Below are 22595 nucleotides of genomic sequence, written 5' to 3' on the forward strand. Positions count from 1 at the left end.
GGCAGAAAGCGGTTTGAACATCATCGCGGCTACCAGCCTGACCGACGCTGCTCAACAAGTTGTCAAAGCTGCGGAGGGCAAGTAATGAGCGTTCTGATCAATAAAGACACCAAGGTTATCTGCCAGGGCTTCACTGGTTCGCAAGGTACCTTCCACTCCGAACAAGCCATCGCCTACGGCACCAAGATGGTTGGCGGCGTGACTCCAGGCAAAGGTGGCACCACTCACCTGAACCTGCCAGTGTTCAACACTGTGAAAGAAGCTGTAGCGGCCACCGGCGCTGACGCATCGGTCATCTACGTTCCGGCTCCTTTCTGCAAGGACTCCATCCTTGAAGCAGCGTTCGGCGGCATCAAGCTGATCGTCTGCATCACCGAAGGCATTCCTACCATCGACATGCTGGAAGCCAAGGTCAAGTGCGACGAGCTGGGTGTTACCCTGATCGGCCCTAACTGCCCAGGCGTCATCACTCCGGGCGAGTGCAAGATCGGCATCATGCCAGGTCACATTCACTTGCCAGGCAAGGTCGGTATCGTGTCGCGTTCCGGCACCCTGACCTACGAAGCTGTCAAGCAGACCACTGACGCCGGTTTCGGTCAGTCCACCTGCGTTGGTATCGGTGGTGACCCGATCCCGGGTTCCAACTTCATCGACATCCTGAAGCTGTTCCAGGCAGATCCGAAGACCGAAGCGATCGTCATGATCGGTGAGATCGGCGGTTCTGCTGAAGAAGAAGCGGCTGCCTACATCAAGGCAAACGTGACCAAGCCGGTTGTTTCCTACATCGCTGGTGTGACTGCTCCTCCGGGCAAGCGCATGGGCCACGCAGGTGCAATCATCTCCGGCGGTAAAGGTACTGCAGACGAGAAATTCGCTGCACTGCAAGACGCAGGCGTCAAAACCGTGCGTTCGCTGGCAGATATCGGCAAGGCCCTGGCTGAGCTGACCGGTTGGGAAATGAAGAAGTAAGCATCGCTTGCTCTGATTGACCATCGGCAAAGGCCACCTTCGGGTGGCCTTTGTGTTTTTGAGTGGTCATGCCGCCATCGGGCTGTCTGAGCAGGAGCGGACTTGTCCGCGAGACGGTATTCCAGATTGAGCATGTCTTTTGGATGTGCCGGCCTTTTCGCGAATTTCATGCACGAATGAGTCGTAAGTCGCTATATTCGAGTGCACTTCGTCGTTGCTACGCTCTTTTCTAGTGCGTTTTCCCGGGTATTTCGTTAGGCTAGCAACCTTTTCGTGTCGTCCGTTTCTCACAAGGAATTCTGACGTCGTACTGTCAGCCTTAAAAGGGCAGGCAGAGCTTCCCTCACCCGTGGGAACTCCTCTCTTTGAATTCTGATCTGGCAGTGTGGTTTCCCTAGATGAAAGTGTTGAAAGGCCAGGACGTTCTGGCACTCGGTTTCATGACATTCGCCCTGTTTGTGGGCGCCGGTAATATCATCTTCCCGCCAATCGTAGGCCTGCAGGCGGGTCCAAATGTCTGGATGGCTGCACTGGGCTTCCTGGTCACCGCTGTCGGCTTGCCGGTTGTCACAGTCATTGCCCTGGCCAAGGTGGGCGGCGCAATGGACGACCTGAGCAGCCCTATCGGCAAGATTGCCGGAGGTATTCTGGCGGCGGTCTGCTATCTGGCTGTCGGTCCTCTGTTTGCCACGCCACGTACGGCTACGGTCTCCTTTGAGGTCGGTCTGGCTCCGTTGACGGGTGAGAGCCCTCTGGCGCTGTTCCTGTACAGCCTTGTGTATTTCCTGGTGGTGTTCTGGGTTTCCATGTATCCCGGCCGCTTGCTGGACACCGTGGGGCGTTTCCTGGCTCCCTTGAAGATCATCGCGCTGGCGGTACTCGGGATTGCCGCCTTCATGCTGCCGGCTGGAGATATCGGCTCTGCGGAACCTGCCTATGTCGCGGCACCCTTTTCCCAGGGCTTCATCAATGGTTACCTGACCATGGATACGCTGGGAGCGCTGGTCTTCGGTATCGTCATCGTCAATGCCATTCGTTCGCGAGGTGTTGATTCGCCCCGTCTGATTACCCGTTATGCCGTCATTGCCGGTCTTATTGCGGGTGTCGGGTTGGCACTGGTGTACATCAGCCTGTTCCGCCTGGGTTCCGGCAGTCATGCCGTGGCGGCAGGTGCTGCCAATGGCGCAGCGGTCCTGCACGCTTATGTGCAACATACCTTCGGCTCGCTGGGCAGTGGTTTCCTGGCCGTGCTGATCTCGCTGGCCTGTCTGGTGACCGCAGTGGGCCTGACATGTGCCTGTGCCGAGTATTTCAGCCGCATTCTGCCGCTGTCATACAAGGCGCTGGTTATCGTGCTGGCGTTGTTTTCGTTGCTGGTTTCCAACCTTGGCCTGACCAACCTGATTCAGATCTCGATCCCCGTGCTGACGGCCATCTATCCGCCCTGCATCGTTCTGGTCGGTCTGAGCTTCTGCAAGGGGCTGTGGAACAGTCAGGGGCGGGTCATTGGCCCGGTCATGCTGGTCTCCCTGCTGTTCGGCATCATCGATGCCTGCAAGGGCGCCGGGTTTGGCGATCATCTGCCGGGCGTGCTGGCAAATCTGCCGCTCAGTGAGCAGGGTCTGGCCTGGCTGGTGCCTTCAGTCATTACGCTGTGTGCGGCCATGGTCGTGGATCGCGTAGCGGGCAAGCGTCGCGAGGCGCTGGCCTGAGGCGTTGATGCGTGTAAGGCGTGAGTACGCTGCTGTCACGCCACATTGACAGCGTCACCCATAAAGCCCGTTGAATAACGGGCTTTATCGTTTCTGAAGTGGCTTGATATTACTTGGCGGGTGCCGACTCCGGTGTCTGGGCAGGCGCTTCGGTCGCGCGCTGCTGTGCAGCTTCCGCATTCTTCTGGGCTGCTTCCTGGCTTTCCTTGGCCGCGTCGTTCACTTTTTCCTGAGCCTTCTCCATCGACTCCTGAGATTGTTGAGCTGCCTTGTTGGCTTCTTGCTGAGTGTTCTCGGATTTTTTGTCGCAGGCGGCAAGACCCAATGTGGCAGAAAGCATCAAGGCATAGGCTAAAGACTTACGCATGGGGTATTTCTCCTTATTGATTAGCTACGTGCCTGAGAGCGCTGCCTTGTAAATTAAGTTCCAACGGATCATCGGAATGTTAATGCCCCCTGTATGGCCGGTTTTACAGGCGAAAAGGGCAGAGGGGATGCTCTGCCCCGAGAGAAGTGTGCAAGCGTTAACCTGTTGAAACAGAAGCAGGATTGCACCGGGTTGCTCCCTGAAACTTTTTGCGAAGAATCGCGGCGGATCTTTTTGCGCTCTTGAAATCCCGCTCCAAGCCCCCACCTTGATGACTAACCGCTGCCACGCAGGTCCCGACTCGATGTGGCGGCCTATACCATCCAATTGGAGTTTGATGACCATGAGTGTGGAAACTCAAAAGGAAACCCTGGGCTTCCAGACCGAGGTAAAGCAGCTGCTGCACCTCATGATCCATTCGCTGTATTCCAACAAGGAAATCTTCCTTCGCGAATTGATCTCGAACGCCTCCGACGCGGTCGACAAATTACGCTTTGAAGCTTTGTCCAGGCCTGAACTGCTCGAAGGCGGCGCAGAGCTTAAAATTCGTGTGACCTTCGACAAGGACGCCAAGACTGTCACGCTTGAAGACAACGGCATCGGTATGAGCCGTGACGATGTGATTACCCACCTGGGGACCATCGCCAAATCCGGTACTGCAGATTTCATGAAAAACCTGTCGGGCGACCAGAAGAAGGATTCGCACCTGATCGGTCAGTTCGGCGTGGGTTTCTACTCGGCATTCATCGTGGCCGACCATGTCGAAGTGTTCAGCCGTCGCGCAGGCCTGCCAGCCAGCGAAGGCGTGCACTGGTCCTCCAGAGGCGAAGGCGAATTTGAAGTCGCCACTGTCGAGAAGGCCGAGCGTGGCACCCGTATCGTTCTGCACCTGAAAAGCGGTGAAGACGAATTCGCCGATGGTTACCGCCTGCGCAACATCATCAAGAAGTACTCCGACCACATCGCCCTGCCGATCGAGCTGCCTAAAGAGCAGGCTCCGGCCGCTGAGGGTGAAGAGGCTCCGGCGCAGGAGTGGGAAACCGTCAACCGTGCCAGCGCGCTCTGGACCCGTTCCCGTACCGATGTGAAGGACGAGGAATACCAGGAGTTCTACAAGCACGTTGCCCATGACTACGAAAACCCGCTGAGCTGGAGCCACAACAAGGTCGAAGGCAAGCTGGAATACACCTCGTTGCTGTATGTTCCGGCGCGCGCACCGTTCGACCTGTATCAGCGTGAAGCACCTCGCGGGCTGAAATTGTATGTGCAGCGTGTGTTCGTCATGGATCAGGCCGAGTCGTTCCTGCCTCTGTACCTGCGTTTCATCAAGGGCGTGGTGGACTCCAACGATCTGTCACTGAACGTTTCCCGCGAGATCCTTCAGAAAGACCCGATCATCGATTCGATGAAATCCGCACTGACCAAGCGCGTGCTGGACATGCTGGAAAAGCTGGCCAAGAACGAGCCTGAGCAATACAAGGGCTTCTGGAAGAACTTCGGCCAGGTCCTGAAGGAAGGTCCGGCCGAAGATTTCGCCAACAAGGAAAAGATCGCCGGCCTGCTGCGTTTCGCTTCGACGTCCGATGACAGTGGCGAGCAGAGCGTTTCCCTGACCGAATACCTGGCTCGTGCCAAGGAAGGTCAGGACAAGATCTATTACCTCACCGGTGAATCCTACGCTCAGGTCAAGAACAGCCCGCACCTGGAAGTCTTCCGCAAGAAAGGCATCGAAGTGTTGCTGCTGACCGACCGTATCGACGAGTGGCTGATGAGCTACCTGAGCGATTTCGACGGCAAGGGCTTTGTCGATGTGGCACGTGGCGACCTGGATCTGGGCAAGCTTGATTCCGAAGAGGACAAGAAGGCTCAGGAAGAAATCGCCAAGGAGAAGGAAGGCTTGATCGAGCGTCTGAAGACAGCGCTGGGCGAGTCTGTCAGCGAGGTGCGTGTGTCTCACCGCCTGACCGATTCTCCTGCGATTCTGGCGATTGGCGAGCAGGACCTGGGTCTGCAGATGCGTCAGATCCTGGAGGCCAGCGGTCAGAAGGTTCCGGATTCCAAGCCTATCTTTGAATTCAACCCGTCCCACCCATTGATCGGCAAGCTCGATCTGGAGCAGAGCGAAGAGCGCTTCGGCGACCTGTCGCACATCCTGTTCGATCAGGCGGCACTGGCCGCTGGCGACAGCCTGAAGGACCCGGCCGCTTATGTGCGCCGTCTGAACAAGCTGTTGGTAGAGCTGTCGGTTTGATGACCGATTGACAGAAAACCCGCTTCGGCGGGTTTTTTGTTTTGTTACTTGAATCCCTTTTTCTAGAAGATCAGGAGTCAGCAATGAGCAGCACTGTTACTGTCCGTTCCGTGGTTTACCAGATCGATGGCCAGCCCTATGAAAGTCGTCTGGTGTACGACGCAGCAGCGACTTCTTCGCGCCCGGGCCTGTTGATGGCACCCAACTGGATGGGTGTCAGCCAGGGTGCCGAAACCATTGCCAAAGCCGTTGCCGAGCAGGGTTATGTCGTGCTGTTGGCTGACCTGTATGGCCAGACCGTTCGCCCGTCCAACAATGACGAGGCGGGTGCCGCGATGATGCCGCTCAAGAATGACCGCGCCTTGCTGCGCAAGCGCATGCAGGCGGCGCTGGACCAATTGCTGGGTCAGGCCGATGTTTCCCTGGATGTCAGCAAGATCGCAACGTTCGGTTTCTGCTTCGGCGGCTGCTGCTCCCTTGAGCTGGCACGTACCGGCGCAGAACTGAAAGCAGCCATTTCCTTCCACGGCACGCTGGATACCCCGAACCCTGCCGATGCGAACAACATCAAGGGCGCGGTACTGGTCCTGCACGGTGCGTCCGACCCGTTGGTGGACAAGGAACAACTGCCTGCATTTGAAGAAGAAATGAACGCAGCCGGTGTGGATTGGCAGTTGCACAGCTACGGCGGTGCCTTCCACTCGTTCACCGACCCGCACGCCAATGTGCCGGGCATGATGATGTACGACGCCAAGGTGGCCAATCGTGCGTTTACCAGCATGCATAACCTGCTGCGCGAAGTCTTCTGATCGTGTAGGAGCGAATTTATTCGCGAATGAATTCGCTCCTGCAGAAGCTTCTTTTAACTTACTGGAAAAAGGCCGGGCAGGTGCTGGGCAAGGCTGTGGTGGGAATGGCCTCGCAGGTGTTGCTGAATGTCAGATTGCCTTGCTTGTCGGTGGACAGCTCCCACACGCTGTCGTAATCCTCGAAGCTCCAGGAAGGCACTTGCGCTGCGGCGGCCGGATTGCGGTACATGTCCGTCAGCAGGTATTTCACGGCCTTTTCAATGTTGCCATGTTCCCAGCCCACCAGGATCGTGCTGCCATGCTCTGCGCGACTGAAGTAGGGCGAGGCACGGTTGAAAAGCGCCTGTGCCAGATCAGTTGCATCATTCCACTGGAACTCGGCCAGCGTCAGGGGCAAGTCGTGCTCAATGGCGAACGGTGCCACCGTCAGCGAAGGGCGGATGTACGAGCATGTGCCATTGCAGCCGATGATGTTGTCGGGGTCGGACGTGAAAATATGGTCTGGCTTGCGCTTCATGATTTCGCCGAGTCGGGCGTTGGCACCCAGAGCACGCCATTGTCCCTGGCACACGTAGTTGCCATTTTCAAAGTTGCTGCCGGGGTGTGCTTCCACATGGCGCACCAGGTACACCTTTTGTTCGGTGTAAGGCTGCCAGCCGTCCGGTGCCTTGGCCTGGATGGTGACAGGCGGCTGGGCACAGGCGGAGCGTGGTGGCAGGGGCACCTTGGGGAAGTGCGGATCATCGGTAATGCCGTCGCTGTAGGTGCTCACGGCAAACGGCTTGCTCTGGCCCGACAGCACCACATACTGGTGTGTGCCATTCAGTGTCAGCGTATCGTTGCTGACGCTGCTTGCCATGGCCTGGATCATCTCGGGCGGCATGGCCATTACATAGGTGCCACGGGGCTGGTTGCCCAGCAGCTGCTGCATGAAATACGCCGGTGAGTTGTAGACACTGGCATCGCCCTGGCTGAGGTCTTGCGAGGAAATGCCGAAGTTGTTCAGCAACGCATAGGGCTCGATGCTTTGCAACGGCACCATGCTGGGCGAACCCGAGTAGGTGAGTGCGTACACTTGGCGCACCTGCGCCGCCTTGCCCGCCAGCAAGCTGTTGAGCAACTGACCAAAGCGCAGAGAGTGGTTGAGCCCGGTAGGCGAGAGGTTGTTGCCCTTGCCTGTCTGGCTTTCAAAGCTGGGCACCAATACAAAATTCCAGTCGTTCGGATTGAGGGCTGGAGAGTCCGCCAACGCGACACGGTTGAAGCTCAGCACGCACAGCAGCAATAAAAGGAAACGTAGCATCATGATGAATTTCCGGTAAGGCGCACTGGCCACAGAGCTGTGGCCAGTGCGGTGGGCGGTGAGGGTGGTCGGATCAGGGCGTGAAATACTGACGGCGCTGATGTTGCTCCTGGTGCATGGGGAACATCACGGCGTAGAACTCGGTCCAGCCTCCCATGCGCACGCGCAGCAGATCGTAGCGTTCCGGGTCCTTGCTCGCCGCCTGATAGGTGGCCAGGTCGGCGCAGGTCAGAGTGATCAGGTTGGAGCCGGTATCGCCGTCGGCATATACGCGCAGGAAGCGTTTCAGGTCTTCCAGCGGGAAGCTCTCGGAGATGTTCATGTCCACCGGAGACGCGTTGGAGAGCCCGTAGTCAATGGCATCGTTGCGCCAGCTCTCCAACGATTGGTAGATGTTGCGGAAGGCGGGTGCCGCCGCCAGATCCTGCGGTGCCGGAACGGGAGACAGGTCGGAGGCAATGGGCATGCCGTTGCGGCGACCATCGGCGGTGGCGCCGCAGGGTTCACCATCGCCCACGTAGCCCTCGAAGGTGCCGATGCCTGGTGTGACGACGAATTCAAACGCACCATAGGTCTTGGCAATGCTGTCCAGCACCGGTTGCAGCACGGGATGGGGCTGTCGGATCACATCCACGCACAGACGGATCAGGTTATCCATCACCCAATTACCCAGTTCGTCAACGTCCTTGTTCCCGCTGCCCCACTTGGGCAGTTGCAGGGCGATGTCGCGCCATTCCTGGTAACGGCGTGCGCGCTCGCCCGCCGCCGCAGGCCCCATCAACTCGTTCTGGTACGGCTCAACCGGGGTGTAGCCCCAGTCGTTGATCAGGCAGTCCACCAGTTCGGGGAGTGTGGTGATCGCCGTCTCGCGGTCGTACACCAGCTTCTTGATGGCATACAAGGAATCGATCGTGTTGGAGACGCCTACGCACAGAGGCGCAATCATGTGAAAGCGGGCTCCGGCATTGGTCAGGTCGCGACCTGAATCGACACAGCCGTCGATCAACGTGGACAGCAGAGGGCTCGGGCAGATTTCGCCCAGATTGCCATAGCCACCGAGGATGACGTTGTAGGTCTGGATCACTAGCCATTCCAGCTGGTGCAGGAACTGCGCCTGCAGCTTTTCAAAGCTGTCTATCTCGTGGGCGGGTGGCGAGCGGAAAGTCTGCTTCAGGCCACGCAGGTAGATCGGGCCAGCTGCGCCATAGGTGGCTCCCTGGTTCAGCGCCTGCTCCAGCGCCGCCATCGGCGTGACGTTGGCAAACGCAAATTCGGTGGCACCCGCCAGCATCGGCTCATAGCAACCATCGGCCGCGTAATCCCGCGACCAGCGCAGCGACACGTCCTTGCCTGAGCGACGCAGCGCTTCGCACAGTTTGTCATCCTGATACAGGATCGGGTGCGCGCCGCCTGCCAGCAGCGATTGGGCCGCTGCGTCCAGAACCTCCTGAGGCATGTCCTTGTACACCCGCAGCGAAAGAGTGGGGGCGTTGACCGGTATGCGGCGGGCTGCCTTCAGGCACAGCATGGTCACCAGGTTGACGCCGCCGGTAGGCTCGGCATCGTCATTGGCCATATAGCCGCCCACGGTGATCTGTTGCACCCACTGGTTGATGCCTCCCCCTTGCGGGAAGTTGCCGCCCATCCCGCACACCGCCGTGGTGCCGTAAGTGACGTAGTCGGTGATGTTGGCCCGGTTCACGAAGGCGTTCTCGCCCATCTTCAGCCACAGGCAATCGATGATCTCCTGGGCACGGGCTTCGTCCAGCGGATGCTTCTGGAGCAGTGGCCACAGGATCTGGTCCAGTCGCCCCAGTGCCGTCAGTTCGCCCAGCAGGTGCAGGCAGCAGTGGAAGGAAAAGATCAACTGCACGCCATCATGGAAGTCACGCGGCGGCTTGCTGCTCAGGTGGCGGAGGCGCTCAGCCACGTCACGCATGTTCTGCGCATCTTCCGGTGCTGTGGCCCGGGCTTCTGTCTGCTCGGCATGTTCTGCCCAGTTGAGCAGGTATTGCTGTACGCCTTCCAGCGACCAGATCGCCCCCTGATAGAAGTCCTGCTGTGCCGTTGTCAGGCCAGGTTGTGCCTGCTTTTGCTTCAACTGATCCAGCAGACCGCCCAGGCCAAGATCGACCAGATGCTGGTAGTGCGGGACCACATGGCCCATGGCCGACCATTCGTTGAGCTGGCCCTTGAGCCAGGCCGCAAGGGTCTCTTGCTCGCTCAGGTAGGGGACGACTTCCTTGCCGCGCCCCAGCGTGAAGTCGGGAATGATCCCCACCAGCAATTCTTCGGGGTAGATGCGCAGCAACTGGTTGTCACGGGCCAGTCGTGAGTGTGGGGCCGAGAGCAGGTCGGCCAGTGTCTTCTTGTTGGCCAGCCCCTTGCGCAGCAAGGCCGATCCCTGGAGCACCGGCGCTTCGTCAGGTGTCACCAGCGTGGACAGGTGTGGCAGGCGTGGAAAGGGCTTACGACGCAGCCAGCCGTCGCTCCAGTGGGAAAAGGTTCGCCCCAGCAAGGTCAGCAGGCGAGGGCCGGGCGGGTCGCCTGGCGCATAGCCGCCTTCTGCCATCTGGTGCAGATAATCCTGAGAGTTGTAGAACATATAGCCATTGGGGCTGCGCACATCCCAATGCGGATCTTCCTCGGTATCGGCCACGCTGGCCACGTGCGCCACGTCCAGCTCTGCCGCCGCCGGCACATACCAGTAAGCACCCGCCACACCCTGCACCACGCTCATCAGGCGATCGACAGGACGATCGGGCATGTCACCCATCAAGTGGTGCAGGATCTTCTCGAAACGTTCCTGCTCGTTGCAGAAAGCCACGAACATCAGCCCTGCCTCACGGGCCGGGTGGCCGGCCTGCTCGCCAAATGGCAGCGCCTGGCGCAGCAGCTTGCGGTTATCGCCATTGGCATCACGCACATGGGCGCGGTGGATATGCGCATCCGCAGGCCCCTGCGGCAGGATTGCTCCATCCGTATCGCGGCCGATCATGGCGTCTTCGCTGTCCGGCGACATCGCGGCAATGGTGCGCCAGTCAAACAGGAACTTCTGGGTAAAGGCGAACGACGCCCCCGCATACGCGTCGTCCAGCAGAATATCCTCGGCCAGACTGATTGGATCGTTGGGGTTGGTAATGCCATCCAGATAGCGGCCGCCAATGACACGGCCATCTTCGCGCTTTCCGGCTTCCACCACCTCGATGTGGCTGGCCAGTGCCTCCAGCGCGGGCCTGAATTCGTCTACCAGGCGGCGTGCCGTTTCTGCGTCGGGCGCTTTCAGGAACAGCAGTACATCTCCACCGGTATCGCGCAGTTTGGGGGAATGGTTGAGCACCTTGCGGCTAACCGGAATCTCACGGCCGCGCCAGCTGCCCCACAGTTCTGGTGCAAACGCAGTCACCAGCCCCGCAGGCTGGGGCGCCGCCTCGCTGGCCAGAGCCAGCTTGCGTACGAAATCCAGCACCGCCTGCTGGCTGGCCGGTCCACGGTCCCGGAGCGTGATGGTGAGAATCTGGCCGAATAAAGGCCGCAATAAAAGACCGCGTTGAGCTCCCTGGACGGTGTTGGCAAACATGCGACTTCCTTGAAGATGAGGATTGAAAAGAAGCAACGCTCGTAGAGCGCGGCTTAAAAACGGTACTCAGGCAATGGCATTAAATGGCCATAATTTGCGGTGGAAGTTAAACCAAATGTGAGAAATGTTCCAACTGAATATAAGCCGTTCATATGGCCTTATCACCGGATAGAAGTAGGAGCGAATTCATTCGCGAAGAGGCCGGTACATCCGATGCATTTCTGCGCCGGGAGCACTGTCTTCGCGAATGAATTCGCTCCTACCGGGGCCACTCGATCCTGCCGGTTTCTCCTGGCACGGTCGGCCAGTCTCCGGCGATCCAGCGAGCTTTTGCCTGTTCAATGAGGGACTTGTCGCTGGCCACGAAATTCCAGTTCATGCGCCGTGGGCCGTCCAGGGGAGCTCCGCCGATCAGCACGGCATGGCAGTCGCTTTCTGCGCACAGGTTCGCTGATTGACCCGGCTCCAATATCACAAGGCTGCGTGGGGCAATGGGCTCGCCATCCAGTGACGCTTCTCCTTCAAGCACGTACAGCGCGCGTTCTTCATGTTCGTCGGGGATCGACAAGGTCGTTGCGTTCTGAAGGTGCAGTTCGGCATACAGGGTGGGGGAAAGAACCGGGACGGGGGAGGTCAGCCCGAAGCCGTTGCCTGCGATCATGCGAATGGCAATGCCCATGTTTTCGCTGTGCGGAAGGCTTTGGGCAGGATGGTGGCTGTAATGTCTTGGGCCTTGTTCGTGTGCCTTGGGAGACGCCAGCCAGACCTGCAAGCCGTGCATCCTGGAGCCGCTGGCCAGTGATTGGGCCGGGGTGCGCTCGACATGTGCGATGGCACTGCCCGCCGTCATCCAGCTCACATCGCCAGGGTTGACGATCTGGTCGCTGCCCAGGCTGTCCTTGTGCTGTAACTGGCCCTTGAACAGGTACGTCAGGGTCGAAAGTCCGATATGCGGGTGCTGGCGGATATCCATGCCGGTGCCCGGTGCGTAGTCGGTTTCCAGCATGTGATCAAAAAAGACGAAAGGGCCTACATTGCGACATCCAGCAGAGGGCAGGGGGCGCAGGATGGGCTGTCCTTCCACGTCTTCGGCGCGTGGCTTGATGGTGAGCATGAGGTGTGTCCCGGCTGATCGTGGCAATGCCCAGCATATCGCAGGCATGAAAAAGGCGCCTCGAAAGGCGCCTTCTCTAATTGCGTGACGATAGGCGTATTACTTGCCCTGCCAGCGCTTGAGTACCAGTGTTGCGTTGGTGCCGCCGAACCCGAAGCTGTTGCTCATGACCTGATCGATCTTGGCATCTTCCTGGGTCTTGAGCAGGATCGGCATGTCAGCGACAACCGGGTCCAGCTCGTCGATGTTGGCGGAGCCGGCGATGAAGTTGTTTTCCATCATCAGCAGGCAGTAGATCGCTTCGTGAACGCCGGCGGCGCCCAGGGAGTGACCGGACAGGCTCTTGGTCGAACTGATGGCTGGAGCGTTGGCGCCGAATACGGCACGCACGCCTTCCATCTCCTTGGCGTCGCCGACCGGAGTCGAGGTGCCGTGGGTGTTGAGGTAGTCGATCGGGCCTTCAACGGTGGACAGGGCCATCTGCATGCAGCGGATGGCGCCTTCGCCGCTCGGAGCAACCATGTCGTAGCCGTCGGAAGTTGCGCCGTAGCCGACGATTTCCGCGTAGATCTTGGCGCCGCGTGCCAGAGCGTGTTCCAGCTCCTCGACAACCACCATGCCGCCACCGCCGGCGATGACAAAACCGTCACGGTTGGCGTCGTAGGCGCGGGAGGCCTTTTCAGGGGTTTCGTTGTACTGGGTGGACAGGGCACCCATGGCGTCGAACAGGAACGATTGAGTCCAGTGTTCTTCTTCGCCACCGCCTGCAAACACGATGTCCTGCTTGCCCAGCTGGATCTGCTCGACGGCGTTACCGATGCAGTGAGCACTGGTGGCGCAGGCGGAGGAGATCGAGTAGTTCACGCCCTTGATCTTGAACGGCGTGGCCAGACAGGCCGAAACGGTGCTGCCCATGGTGCGGGTGACGCGGTATGGACCGACACGCTTGACGCCTTTTTCGCGCAGGGTGTCCAGTGCTTCCATCTGGTTCAGGGTGGAAGCACCGCCGCTGCCGGCGATCAGGCCGGTGCGCACGTTGGAAACCTGATCTTCGCTCAGACCCGAATCGGCAATGGCGTCTTTCATCGCCAGATAGGCATAGGCTGCCGCGTGGCCGACGAAACGGAAGGTCTTGCGATCGATCAGTTCTTCAAGGTTGAGGTCAATGGAGCCGGAAACCTGGCTGCGCAGACCCATTTCGGCATATTCCGGGTTGAACCGGATGCCAGGGCGGTTGGCACGCAGGTTGGCGGTGACGGTCTCTTTGTCATTGCCCAAGCAGGAAACAATGCCCAGACCAGTGATAACGACGCGGCGCATGCGAGTACCCTTAGAAGTTTTCGGTGGAAGTGAAGACGCCGACCCGGAGGCCTTCGGCGGTGTAGATTTCGCGACCGTCGACAGTGACCGAGCCATCGGCGATGGCCAGGTTCAGCTTGCCTTTGAGGACGCGCTTGATCTGGATGTTGTAGGTGACCTTGCTGGCGGTCGGCAAGACCTGGCCGAAGAACTTCACTTCGCCCGATCCGAGTGCGCGACCGCGGCCCGGCAGACCCTGCCAGCCGAGGAAGAAGCCGACCAGCTGCCACATGGCATCAAGGCCCAGGCAGCCTGGCATGACCGGGTCGCCTTCAAAGTGGCAAGCGAAGAACCACAGGTCTGGATTGATATCCAGCTCGGCGACCAATTCACCTTTGCCGTACTTGCCGCCTTCCTCGCTGATGTGGATGATCCGGTCAACCATCAGCATGTTGGGGGCGGGCAGTTGCGCGTTACCTGGGCCGAACAGCTCGCCGCGACTGCAGCGCAGCAGGTCTTCCCGGGTAAAGGCGTGTTGTTTGGTCATGCGAGCTCCTCAATGATCTTTGTGCGGCAAGATGGGGCGCCACTGGCCCTAATTGCCAGTCCTGGCGGACTAGTTTCGCCAGGACTCTGTCCGGCAGCCTACTCATAGACTGTTGCGTTCAAGTGAAAGTCACAGCGCAAGGGAAATCAAAGTACACCTGTGCACTGAAATTCGTCATCCAGCCGATATTACGGGCCGGTTTGATCCCCAAGACTGCCGCAATTTAGCATTTATCGCCAGTCACAGGTGTCCGAAAGGATAGCCAGCGCTGTAAAACCTGTTGTAAATCCGCGTGTTTGAAGGGTTTGGCCAGGTAGTCATTCATGCCCGCCTGTAAACAGGCGTCACGGTCGCCTTGCAGCACATTGGCTGTCAGGGCAATGATCGGCGGCTGATCCTGCCCCGGCAATTGCCTGATCTGCCGGGTGGCTTCATAGCCATCCATGACGGGCAGCCGACAGTCCATGAGAATCAGTGCATAACGGCCTGCGCCAGCCATGAGCACGGCCTGGGCTCCGTCAGTCGCGACATCCACCGCACAGCCCATGTTATGCAGCATGGCAATGACCACCGTGCGATTGACCGGGTTGTCCTCGACCAGCAGGATGCGGTGTTCGTTTGCCTGATCTTCAAGGAGCGGGCGTGGCTCGGCCTTGTCTGCAATCACGACATCGCATCGGTGCAGGGGGATTTGCAGGGTAAAGACCGAGCCGACGCCTTCCTCGCTCTGTGCGTGCAGTGTCCCGCCCATGCGTTCGGCGAGCGTGCGGGCAATCGGCAGGCCCAGTCCGGTCCCGCCATAGCGGCGTGAAATGGAACTGTCAGCCTGTCTGAAGGCATCGAACATGGACTCCAGTCTGTCGGCATGTATGCCAATGCCGCTGTCCCTTACGGTGCAGGTGAAACGCACGTTGCCAGCATCCAGGTTGACCCAGCCTGCGTCCACATGAACGGAGCCGACCTCGGTGAACTTCAGGGCATTGCCGATCAGATTGACCAGAATCTGACGGATCCGGGTCGGATCGCCCTGAACCTTCAGCGTCTCGAGCCCCGGCTGTGTATGCAGCTCCAGCTGTAGCTTGCGTTGCAGGGCGCTATGGTTGAAGGCCTGGGTCGAGGCCGTGACCAGATCGGCCAGATTGAAAGCGATACCTTCGATCTGCAGGGCATCGCGTTCAATGCGGGAGAAGTCGAGGATGTCATTGATGACGCGCAACAGGTGTTCGGTGGACTCGGTGGCCAGGGCTGCATATTCGCTCTGCTCGTCGGTCATCCGGGTGGTTTCCAGCAGTTGCAGCATGCCCAGGACACCGTTCATGGGCGTGCGCAGTTCATGGCTCATCATGGCCAGGAAGTCCGATTTGGCGCGGTTCGCCTGCTCGGCTTCTTCCCGGGTCTGGATCAATTGGGCCATGGAGCGCTGTTGCTCGATGCTGGCCTTGTCCAGATTCGACGCCAGATTGTTGATGTGCGTAGCCAGAGCACCCAGTTCCGTGTCGTCACTGACCGGCAGAGGCGTTCTGTAATCACCTTGCTGGATGGCCTTGAGGGCATCGCCCATGTCACTGATCGGTCGTGACAGGCTCAAGGCCAGTCGTCTGGCCAGGAGAAAGGTGAACAGCAATGCGAACAGGGCCAGTATGCCGGCCTTGAGCAGGATTTCCTGCTGACGCTGGCTGAAGGCCTCGCTGGACATGCCCACCAGCACCCGGCCCAGATAATTGTCCGGGGGAGCGAGGTGATCGGTCCCCGAGTGCTGGGCGTGAATGGGGGCCTGAAAGGTTTCAGTCTGCAACGACTGACTCCCGCTCTGATGCGGTTGTTCGATGTAGATCAGTACATTGTTGTTACTGTCCTGGATTTCCACATAACGCACGTTGGGCATGGACAGCGTTGCGCGCATCAGGCTCCTGAGGGTTTCCATGTCCCCGAGAATGACACCGGATTCCGAGGCAGGCGCCAGCTGGTTGGCGATCAGTTGCCCGATATGGTTGAGCTCCTGTCGCAGATCCTGGATGCGCACGAAGGTAAAGAAACTGACCAATAGCAGTGTCAGGATCAGAGCGGGGCCCAGGCTGATGAATTGTGTTCGGGTGTTGATATCCCAGTGACGCAGACTCATCGATAACGCACCCTTTGGTCCGGGTGGTGGTCCTGGAAATTGATGATTGCGTCCATGCGTCGGCACTCTGTGATTCGGGTCATAGCATGTATGTCATCGGCACAGCCCCAGGTAAGAAGGCTGTCTGCCACGATCATTCATGCTGCATCGGCGCATGTTAACCGAGATGGGCGTGATTTCCATGGAACTTGTGGGACAGAGCTGTGCTCAGCTCAGTGATCAGGGGCATTTCTGACAATGTTTATCGCTGACCGATGCGTCAGCGCTCCGTATAATGCCGCCATCGCCAGTCAAATGGCCCTGGATGGATTGGTTTATGACCACACAGCAACCTGTAGCGGTTCTCGGCGGTGGCAGTTTCGGTACCGCCATTGCGAACCTGTTGGCGGAAAACGGTCATCAGGTCCTCCAATGGATGCGCGACCCCGAGCAGGCACAAGCGATTCGTACCCACCGCGAAAACCCTCGTTACCTCAAGGGCATCAAGGTCAGGCCTGAAGTCGAGCCGGTGACCGACCTCTCGGCCACGCTCGATGCCTGTGAGCTGATTTTCGTGGCCCTGCCTTCGAGCGCCCTGCGCACGGTGCTGGCCCCCCATGTCGAGCGTCTGAGCGGAAAAATGCTGGTCAGCCTGACCAAAGGCATTGAGGCCCAGACCTTCAAGCTGATGAGCCAGATTCTGGAGGAAATCGTTCCCCTGGCTCGTATCGGTGTGTTGTCCGGCCCCAACCTGGCCCGTGAAATCGCCGAACATGCCCTGACGGCCACAGTGGTCGCCAGTGAAAGCGAAGAGCTTTGCCAGAAGGTGCAGGCCGTGCTGCATGGCCGGACCTTTCGTGTCTATGCCAGTGCCGACCGTTTTGGTGTCGAACTGGGCGGCGCGTTGAAGAACGTCTATGCAATCATTGCCGGCATGGCGGTTGCCCTGGGCATGGGCGAAAACACCAAGAGCATGCTGATCACCCGTGCTCTGGCTGAAATGACACGCTTTGCGGTCAGCCAGGGGGCCAATCCCATGACCTTTCTGGGGCTGGCCGGTGTCGGAGACTTGATCGTCACCTGTTCCTCGCCCAAGAGCCGAAACTATCAGGTCGGTTTTGCGCTGGGGCAGGGGTTGACCCTGGACGAGGCCGTTACCCGCCTGGGTGAAGTGGCCGAAGGCGTGAATACGCTCAAGGTGCTCAAGGTCAAGGCGCAGCAGGTGCAGGTCTACATGCCGTTGGTCGCCGGGCTGCACGCGATTCTTTTTGAAGGTCGTACGCTCAATCAGGTCATTGAAGCGTTGATGCGGGCAGAACCCAAGACGGACGTCGATTTCATTTCAACCACGGGTTTCAATTGAATTCAAACTCATCAGGGAGAAGGTCTTGAACGAGTCGAAAATCCAGAAAAACGAATCGATCCTGCTGCGCATCCTGTGGATGCTGGTGTTTGTGATCGTCTGGCAGGTCGCCGAGATCGCTCTGGCGGTGGTCGTGCTGGTGCAACTGGGCTATCGCCTGATCTATGGGGCACCCAGTGGCAGCCTGATGGGCTTTGGCGACAGCCTGAGCCAGTTCCTGGCGCAGATCGGGCGCTTCGGCACCTTTCACAGCGATCAGAAGCCCTGGCCGTTTGCCGACTGGCCGACACCTCGTGCTCCGGAAGGCGAGGCCGCTCACCAGGTCGAGCCTGCGCCGCATCCTGTGCGCGATGAAGAGCCGAAGCTGTGAAGGTCTGGGTCCTTCGCCACGGAGAGGCGCAATCCCGGGCGCGCAGCGACGCCGAGCGTGAGCTGACGGCCCATGGTCGCGAAGAGGTGCTGCAAAGCGCTGCACATCTGCAGGGCAAGCCGCTGCAACGCATTGTGGCCAGTCCTTATGTGCGGGCGCAGCAGACTGCCGAGCTGGTGCGTCATGCGCTGGGTTTCAGTGAACCGGTCGTGACGGTTCCCTGGCTCACGCCCGACAGCGATCCCCGTCAGGTCATCAGTCATCTGGACATTGCGGCGGATGACGACGTCCTGCTGGTCAGTCATCAGCCTCTGGTCGGGGCGCTGGTCGGTTTGCTGGTTCACGGCAGCTATCAGCGGGCCCAGCCCATGAGCACCGCCAGCCTTGCGGAGCTCGAAGGCGAGTTCGCGCTGGCTGGTGGCATGACACTGGTGAGTGTCCGTCACGTGTGAATGTCGTACGTGGTAATGAACACTGTCAATGAACAAGAAGGATCGATCATGACTGTATGGCGTGAAACTCCCGACCTCGAAAGCCTCAATGCGGGCCAGAAGAACACCATTGGCGAAGTGCTGGATATTCGCTTCGAGTCGTTCACCGATGATTCCCTGACCGGCAGCATGGCGGTCGATCAGCGGACTCATCAACCGTTTGGTCTTCTGCATGGCGGTGCGTCGGTGGTGCTGGCCGAGTCTCTCGGGTCTGTGGCCAGTTATCTGGTTGTCGACAGCAGCAAGTTCTTCTGTGTGGGGCTGGAGGTCAACGCCAACCACCTGCGGGGCGTTCGCAGCGGTCGGGTGACGGGCGTGGTGCGACCGGTCCACCTGGGGCGCACCACCCATGTCTGGGACATTCGCATCAGCAATGAAGACGGCAAGCCCTGCTGTATCTCCCGGCTGACCGTTGCGGTCGTTCCCCATGGTCAGGAGCCTTCCGCACGGTGAGCCATCCAGGCTCCGGCCGGTTCATGGCCGGAGTGCCATCTTCGATGGCATTTCCAATCGTTGTCGATCCCGGCGCGAAGTGCACACAATCGCCACTCGTTCGCCATGGGGTGCGTCGGCATGTCGCAACATATCTTCTTTGCTCACGCCAACGGTTTTCCGTCGGCGACCTACGGCAAGCTATTTTCTGCGCTGGCACCGGAATACTCGGTCGCTCATCTGGAGCAGCATGCCCATGATCCCCGTTTTCCGGTCGACGACAACTGGCTGAATCTGGTGGATGAGCTGATTCATCACTTGCGCGAACAACCGGGGCCTGTCTGGGGTGTCGGGCATTCTCTGGGCGGTGTGCTGCATTTTCATGCCGCGCTGCGCTGCCCCGAACTCTATCGCGGTGTGGTGATGCTCGACTCGCCGGTCCTGAGCCTGCTCGATCAGTGGATGATCCGCGTCGCCAAGCGTTTCGGTTTCATCGATCGCATCACGCCCGCTGGCCGTACTCTGGGGCGTCGCGAAGCGTTTACCAGTGCGCAGGCAGCCCGTGACTATTTCGCCAGCAAGACGCTGTTTCGCCGTTTCGACCCGGACTGCTTCGATGCCTACCTGCAACACGGGCTGCAAGCCGATGGCGAGCAATTGCGCCTGCGTTTCAATGCAGCCACGGAAATCAGCATCTATCGCAGCGTTCCGCACACCAGCCCCAAGCCTTCGCGACAGCTTCAGGTGCCACTGGCGATGGTGCGCGGCAGCCAAAGCCGAGTCGTGTTGCCGCATCATGGCTATCAGGCCCGGCGCTTGCGCGAAGGTGAGTACCTGTCGATGCCGGGCGGGCACATGTTTCCACTGGAACGGCCAGCCGAAACGGCGCAACTGCTCAAGACCCTGTTCACCCGCTGGAATGCCCGACGTATTGAGGACACTGGCCCATGAGCCACCCTGTAGAAGAAATTCGCCTGAATCTGGGTCATATCGAGCTGGCGGCCCATCTGTTCGGGCCCGATGATGGCCAGCCTGTGATTGCCTTGCACGGCTGGCTCGATAACGCCAACAGCTTTGCCCGGCTGGCCCCCAGGCTTGAAGGCTTGCGCATCGTGGCGCTGGATCTGGCCGGGCACGGTCATTCCGATCATCGACCGATAGGGGCGAGCTACAACCTGGCCGATTATGCGTTCGATGTCCTGCAAGTGGCGGAGCAATTGGGGTGGCAGCGCTTTTCCCTGCTCGGGCATTCCCTGGGGGCGATCGTTTCCGTACTGCTGGCGGCCTCCATGCCGGAGCGCGTCAGCCGCCTGGCCTTGATCGACGGTCTGTTGCCGCTCATGGCCGAGGCCGATGAGAGTGTGGAAAGGATGGGGTTGGCCCTGCAGGCGCAACTGGCGCTGCCGGACAAGAAAAAACCGGTGTACCCGGACCAGGAGCGGGCCATCGAGGTGAGGATGAAAGGGATGGTGGCTGTCAGTCGTGAGGCTGCGCAGTTACTGGCTCAGCGCGGGCTCATGCCGGTGCCGGGAGGGTACACCTGGCGCAGCGACAGCCGCCTGACCCTGCCTTCGGCCATTCGCCTGACCCGTCAGCAGGCCATGAGCTTTGTCGAGGCCATCCAGTGCCCGACACAATTGGTCATCGCAGAGGACGGGATGCTGGCCAGGAATGAAGCCTTGTTGTCAGCCCTGACATTTGCGATTCACACCTTGCCCGGCGGGCATCATCTGCACCTGAACGATGAATCGGGAGCCCGCTCTGTTGCAGACTGTTTCAATCGCTTCTTCTCTGCTTCTTGACTTGCAGCAGGCAACTGTCGAGGCTGGACGGGTTGAAACAGGAGTCAATCATGATGGATCAATCCACCGCCTTTCCTATTTGTCCCGGCTGTGCCCCTTCCATTTCTCTTTCTGCAAGTCGATGAGAGCATCCATGCGTCTATCCAATGCTCCATTCGTCCTGCTGTGCGCTTCACTGTTCAGTGCCGTTGCCTGTGCCGCCGATGTTCCGGGCAGCCGCGATCCGGATTTCATGTCGCGCCTGCCCGATGCGGAAATTGTCGATTACCGTCCCGGCACGGATCTGGAGCGTATCTACCCCATGGGGGCCATCCGCAAGATCAGCGGTCAATTGCGTTTTGACGGTCAGGTCAATGCCCGGGGCAATCTCACTTCGGTGACCTACCAATTGCCTGCCGAGCACTCGTCCGACGAGGCTTTCACGGCGGCTCGTGAAGCCTTGCAACAGCAAGGTGCCGAACTATTGTTCTGGTGTCAGGCGCGTGATTGCGGAGAAAGCAGCCTGTGGGCCAATGAAGTGTTCGGCAATTCCAAGCTGTATGGGGCCGATGATCGGCAAGCCTATCTGTTATTGCGACGGGCCGGGCCTGAAAGCGAAACACTGGTGGCCCTGTATGGCATCACCCGTGGCAATCGTCGGGCCTACCTGCATGTCGAGCAGTTCAAGGCCGAGGCCCCGTTGGGCGACTTATTGCCAACATCCGCGACCTTGATGCGCCAACTCCGAAGCACCGGCAGGCTGGACCTGCCAAGGCTTGTCGGTGATCCACAGGAAACATGGGTGACTTTGCTGGCTCGTGGGCTGAATCTGGACAGCACGTTGCGCGCGACGGTTTCGGGGGCTCATGCCGAGGCCTGGCGTGAGGCCCTGATTACCAAGGGCGTTCGTGGGGCACGATTGGAGGTGGGGGGTGTCGATAAGACGGGTCTGGTTATTGAAGTCATCCGCTAGGCTTTGCAGGCAAGACGTTCGCTGTCCTTTATCTACGATGCATTGAGCAGGATGTCCCCATGTTGAATAACGACCGCCTGTTGGTGCAGATCCTGCTTCTGGCGCTGCTCGGGGCCTGTCTCTGGGTCATGGCTCCTTTCTGGTCGGCGCTGGTCTGGGGGGCTGTGCTGGCGTTTGCCAGCTGGCCGCTGATGCGTCTGCTGACTCACTGGTTCAAGGGGCGGGAGTCGCTGGCCGCGCTGGTGATGAGCCTGTGCTGGTTGCTGTTGATCGCCGCGCCGCTGGTCTGGCTGGGGTTCAATCTGGCAGATCATGTACGGGATGCAACGACGTTCATCAAGGACGTTCAGGTCGATGGCTTGCCCGACCCGCCAGCCTGGCTGGCGGGCATTCCCTTCGTGGGCGAGCGACTGGTGGGGCTCTGGACCACCATCGACCAGCAGGGTGCCGCGCTCATGGCGGCCGTCAGGCCTTATCTGGGAGAGGTCGGCAACTGGCTGCTGGCGCGTAGCGCACAGATCGGCGGCGGTATTCTGGAACTGACCCTGAGCATCGTGTTCGCGTTCTTCTTCTACCGTGACGGCCCTCGGCTTGCAGCCTTTGTGCTCAGCCTGCTGGAGCGTCTGATCGGCGAGCGAGCCCAGTATTATCTGGATCTGGTCGCCAGTACGGTACAGCGGGTGGTCAATGGCGTGATCGGCACGGCTGCAGCCCAGGCCATACTGGCCCTGATCGGCTTTCTCATCGCGGGTATTCCCGGTGCGCTGGTGCTGGGTATCCTGACATTCGTCTTCAGCCTGATTCCCATGGGGCCGCCACTGGTCTGGATACCGGCCACCGCCTGGCTGGTCTGGCAGGGTGAGTACGGCATGGCCGTATTCCTTGGAATCTGGGGCACGTTCATCATCAGTGGCGTGGACAACGTGCTCAAACCGTACCTGATCAGCCGCGGCGGCAACCTGCCGCTGGTGATCGTGCTGCTGGGGGTGTTTGGTGGTTTGCTGGCGTTCGGCTTCATCGGGCTGTTCATCGGCCCGACATTACTGGCGGTCGCCTACAGCCTGTTGACCGACTGGGTGGCGGGGGAGCGGATCATCAAGACTCAACGCTAGAAGATCCCGCCGCTTGACCCA

General features: G+C 59.5%; 19 protein-coding genes and 2 pseudogenes. 13 read left to right on the forward strand and 8 right to left on the reverse strand.

From position 1 onward, the window contains the following. The 3 genes from ACIPY9_RS08040 to brnQ form a co-directional block, all read left to right on the forward strand. Positions 1–85 (forward strand): hypothetical protein (locus ACIPY9_RS08040; protein WP_400699850.1); only part of this gene is annotated, 85 nt, incomplete at its 5' end. After that, positions 85–969 carry a succinate--CoA ligase subunit alpha gene (sucD, locus tag ACIPY9_RS08045; protein WP_400699113.1) on the forward strand — a complete coding sequence of 295 codons (885 nt, stop codon included), beginning with the start codon at positions 85–87 and terminating at the stop codon, positions 967–969. The genes ACIPY9_RS08040 and sucD, both read left to right, overlap by 1 nt. A gap of 398 nt (positions 970–1367) precedes the next feature. Next, a complete protein-coding gene (gene brnQ / locus ACIPY9_RS08050) occupies positions 1368–2681 on the forward strand; it encodes a branched-chain amino acid transport system II carrier protein (protein WP_400699116.1) in 1314 nt (437 codons plus the stop codon). A gap of 109 nt (positions 2682–2790) precedes the next feature. Here the strand turns inward: brnQ and ACIPY9_RS08055 are convergent, their stop codons facing one another. Continuing rightward, positions 2791–3048, reverse strand: a complete 258-nt coding sequence (locus tag ACIPY9_RS08055; protein WP_400699119.1) for a hypothetical protein — start codon at positions 3046–3048, stop codon at positions 2791–2793. A 343-nt stretch (positions 3049–3391) separates the two neighbouring features. On the opposite strand from ACIPY9_RS08055, the gene htpG reads away from it, so the two are divergent. Continuing rightward, positions 3392–5299, forward strand: a complete 1908-nt coding sequence (htpG, locus tag ACIPY9_RS08060; protein WP_400699121.1) for a molecular chaperone HtpG — start codon at positions 3392–3394, stop codon at positions 5297–5299. Positions 5300–5382: 83 nt separating this feature from the next. Then, entirely contained in the window at positions 5383–6108 is a 726-nt protein-coding gene (locus ACIPY9_RS08065) for a dienelactone hydrolase family protein (RefSeq protein WP_400699124.1), read from the forward strand. Between the two features lie 58 nt (positions 6109–6166). Here ACIPY9_RS08065 and ACIPY9_RS08070 read toward each other — a convergent pair whose 3' ends face one another. From ACIPY9_RS08070 to ACIPY9_RS08100, 7 genes and pseudogenes are all read right to left on the reverse strand, one after another. Further along, entirely contained in the window at positions 6167–7414 is a 1248-nt protein-coding gene (locus tag ACIPY9_RS08070; RefSeq protein WP_400699127.1) for a hypothetical protein, read from the reverse strand. A 70-nt stretch (positions 7415–7484) separates the two neighbouring features. Next, on the reverse strand, positions 7485–10991 hold the full coding sequence (locus ACIPY9_RS08075) for a Dyp-type peroxidase (protein ID WP_400699130.1): 3507 nt from the start codon (positions 10989–10991) through the stop codon (positions 7485–7487). A 259-nt stretch (positions 10992–11250) separates the two neighbouring features. Further along, positions 11251–12105 (reverse strand): pirin family protein, encoded by an 855-nt coding sequence (locus tag ACIPY9_RS08080; protein ID WP_400699133.1) that lies wholly within the window; start codon positions 12103–12105, stop codon positions 11251–11253. 99 nt (positions 12106–12204) lie between these two features. Next, a complete protein-coding gene (fabB, locus tag ACIPY9_RS08085) occupies positions 12205–13425 on the reverse strand; it encodes a beta-ketoacyl-ACP synthase I (protein WP_400699136.1) in 1221 nt (406 codons plus the stop codon). A gap of 10 nt (positions 13426–13435) precedes the next feature. Continuing rightward, positions 13436–13951 (reverse strand): 3-hydroxyacyl-[acyl-carrier-protein] dehydratase FabA, encoded by a 516-nt coding sequence (gene fabA, locus ACIPY9_RS08090; RefSeq protein ID WP_400699139.1) that lies wholly within the window; start codon positions 13949–13951, stop codon positions 13436–13438. A gap of 223 nt (positions 13952–14174) precedes the next feature. Continuing rightward, positions 14175–15674: pseudogene (locus ACIPY9_RS08095) on the reverse strand (ATP-binding protein); the annotation flags it as partial. Positions 15675–15818: 144 nt separating this feature from the next. Next, positions 15819–16073 (reverse strand): annotated as a pseudogene (locus ACIPY9_RS08100) (hybrid sensor histidine kinase/response regulator); the annotation flags it as partial. A gap of 316 nt (positions 16074–16389) precedes the next feature. Between ACIPY9_RS08100 and ACIPY9_RS08105 the strand changes: the two are divergent. The 8 genes from ACIPY9_RS08105 to ACIPY9_RS08140 all read left to right on the forward strand — a co-directional run bounded on the left by ACIPY9_RS08105 (position 16390) and on the right by ACIPY9_RS08140 (position 22574). Then, a complete protein-coding gene (locus ACIPY9_RS08105) occupies positions 16390–17415 on the forward strand; it encodes an NAD(P)H-dependent glycerol-3-phosphate dehydrogenase (protein WP_400699142.1) in 1026 nt (341 codons plus the stop codon). A gap of 25 nt (positions 17416–17440) precedes the next feature. Then, positions 17441–17785, forward strand: coding sequence for a DUF4389 domain-containing protein (locus ACIPY9_RS08110; RefSeq protein WP_400699145.1), 345 nt, complete (start codon positions 17441–17443; stop codon positions 17783–17785). Then, positions 17782–18237 carry a phosphohistidine phosphatase SixA gene (gene sixA / locus ACIPY9_RS08115; protein ID WP_400699148.1) on the forward strand — a complete coding sequence of 152 codons (456 nt, stop codon included), beginning with the start codon at positions 17782–17784 and terminating at the stop codon, positions 18235–18237. The genes ACIPY9_RS08110 and sixA overlap by 4 nt, the downstream gene beginning before the upstream one ends. Before the next feature lie 48 nt (positions 18238–18285). After that, positions 18286–18729, forward strand: a complete 444-nt coding sequence (locus tag ACIPY9_RS08120; RefSeq protein ID WP_400699150.1) for a hotdog fold thioesterase — start codon at positions 18286–18288, stop codon at positions 18727–18729. 120 nt (positions 18730–18849) lie between these two features. Continuing rightward, complete coding sequence (locus ACIPY9_RS08125) at positions 18850–19659, forward strand: alpha/beta fold hydrolase (protein ID WP_400699152.1); 810 nt, start codon at positions 18850–18852, stop codon at positions 19657–19659. Beyond that, complete coding sequence (locus ACIPY9_RS08130; protein ID WP_400699155.1) at positions 19656–20510, forward strand: alpha/beta fold hydrolase; 855 nt, start codon at positions 19656–19658, stop codon at positions 20508–20510. Before ACIPY9_RS08125 ends, ACIPY9_RS08130 begins: the two co-directional genes overlap by 4 nt. A gap of 121 nt (positions 20511–20631) precedes the next feature. Then, positions 20632–21462, forward strand: a complete 831-nt coding sequence (locus ACIPY9_RS08135) for a DUF4892 domain-containing protein (protein WP_400699158.1) — start codon at positions 20632–20634, stop codon at positions 21460–21462. A 59-nt stretch (positions 21463–21521) separates the two neighbouring features. Then, positions 21522–22574 (forward strand): AI-2E family transporter, encoded by a 1053-nt coding sequence (locus ACIPY9_RS08140; RefSeq protein ID WP_400699161.1) that lies wholly within the window; start codon positions 21522–21524, stop codon positions 22572–22574. Positions 22575–22595: the final 21 nt, after the last annotated feature.

Source organism: Pseudomonas sp. NPDC089734 (assembly GCF_044748865.1).
GTDB lineage: Bacteria > Pseudomonadota > Gammaproteobacteria > Pseudomonadales > Pseudomonadaceae > Aquipseudomonas.

Coding starts and splice junctions, on each gene's coding strand:
- fabB (WP_400699136.1), bottom strand. CDS start 13,425: ATGCGCCGCGTCGTTATCACTGGTCTGGGCATTGTTTCCTGCTTGGGC.
- ACIPY9_RS08140 (WP_400699161.1), top strand. CDS start 21,522: ATGTTGAATAACGACCGCCTGTTGGTGCAGATCCTGCTTCTGGCGCTG.
- ACIPY9_RS08075 (WP_400699130.1), bottom strand. CDS start 10,991: ATGTTTGCCAACACCGTCCAGGGAGCTCAACGCGGTCTTTTATTGCGG.
- ACIPY9_RS08125 (WP_400699152.1), top strand. CDS start 18,850: ATGTCGCAACATATCTTCTTTGCTCACGCCAACGGTTTTCCGTCGGCG.
- ACIPY9_RS08120 (WP_400699150.1), top strand. CDS start 18,286: ATGACTGTATGGCGTGAAACTCCCGACCTCGAAAGCCTCAATGCGGGC.
- ACIPY9_RS08055 (WP_400699119.1), bottom strand. CDS start 3,048: ATGCGTAAGTCTTTAGCCTATGCCTTGATGCTTTCTGCCACATTGGGT.
- ACIPY9_RS08130 (WP_400699155.1), top strand. CDS start 19,656: ATGAGCCACCCTGTAGAAGAAATTCGCCTGAATCTGGGTCATATCGAG.
- ACIPY9_RS08065 (WP_400699124.1), top strand. CDS start 5,383: ATGAGCAGCACTGTTACTGTCCGTTCCGTGGTTTACCAGATCGATGGC.
- ACIPY9_RS08105 (WP_400699142.1), top strand. CDS start 16,390: ATGACCACACAGCAACCTGTAGCGGTTCTCGGCGGTGGCAGTTTCGGT.
- ACIPY9_RS08070 (WP_400699127.1), bottom strand. CDS start 7,414: ATGATGCTACGTTTCCTTTTATTGCTGCTGTGCGTGCTGAGCTTCAAC.
- htpG (WP_400699121.1), top strand. CDS start 3,392: ATGAGTGTGGAAACTCAAAAGGAAACCCTGGGCTTCCAGACCGAGGTA.
- fabA (WP_400699139.1), bottom strand. CDS start 13,951: ATGACCAAACAACACGCCTTTACCCGGGAAGACCTGCTGCGCTGCAGT.
- brnQ (WP_400699116.1), top strand. CDS start 1,368: ATGAAAGTGTTGAAAGGCCAGGACGTTCTGGCACTCGGTTTCATGACA.
- sucD (WP_400699113.1), top strand. CDS start 85: ATGAGCGTTCTGATCAATAAAGACACCAAGGTTATCTGCCAGGGCTTC.
- ACIPY9_RS08135 (WP_400699158.1), top strand. CDS start 20,632: ATGAGAGCATCCATGCGTCTATCCAATGCTCCATTCGTCCTGCTGTGC.
- ACIPY9_RS08080 (WP_400699133.1), bottom strand. CDS start 12,105: ATGCTCACCATCAAGCCACGCGCCGAAGACGTGGAAGGACAGCCCATC.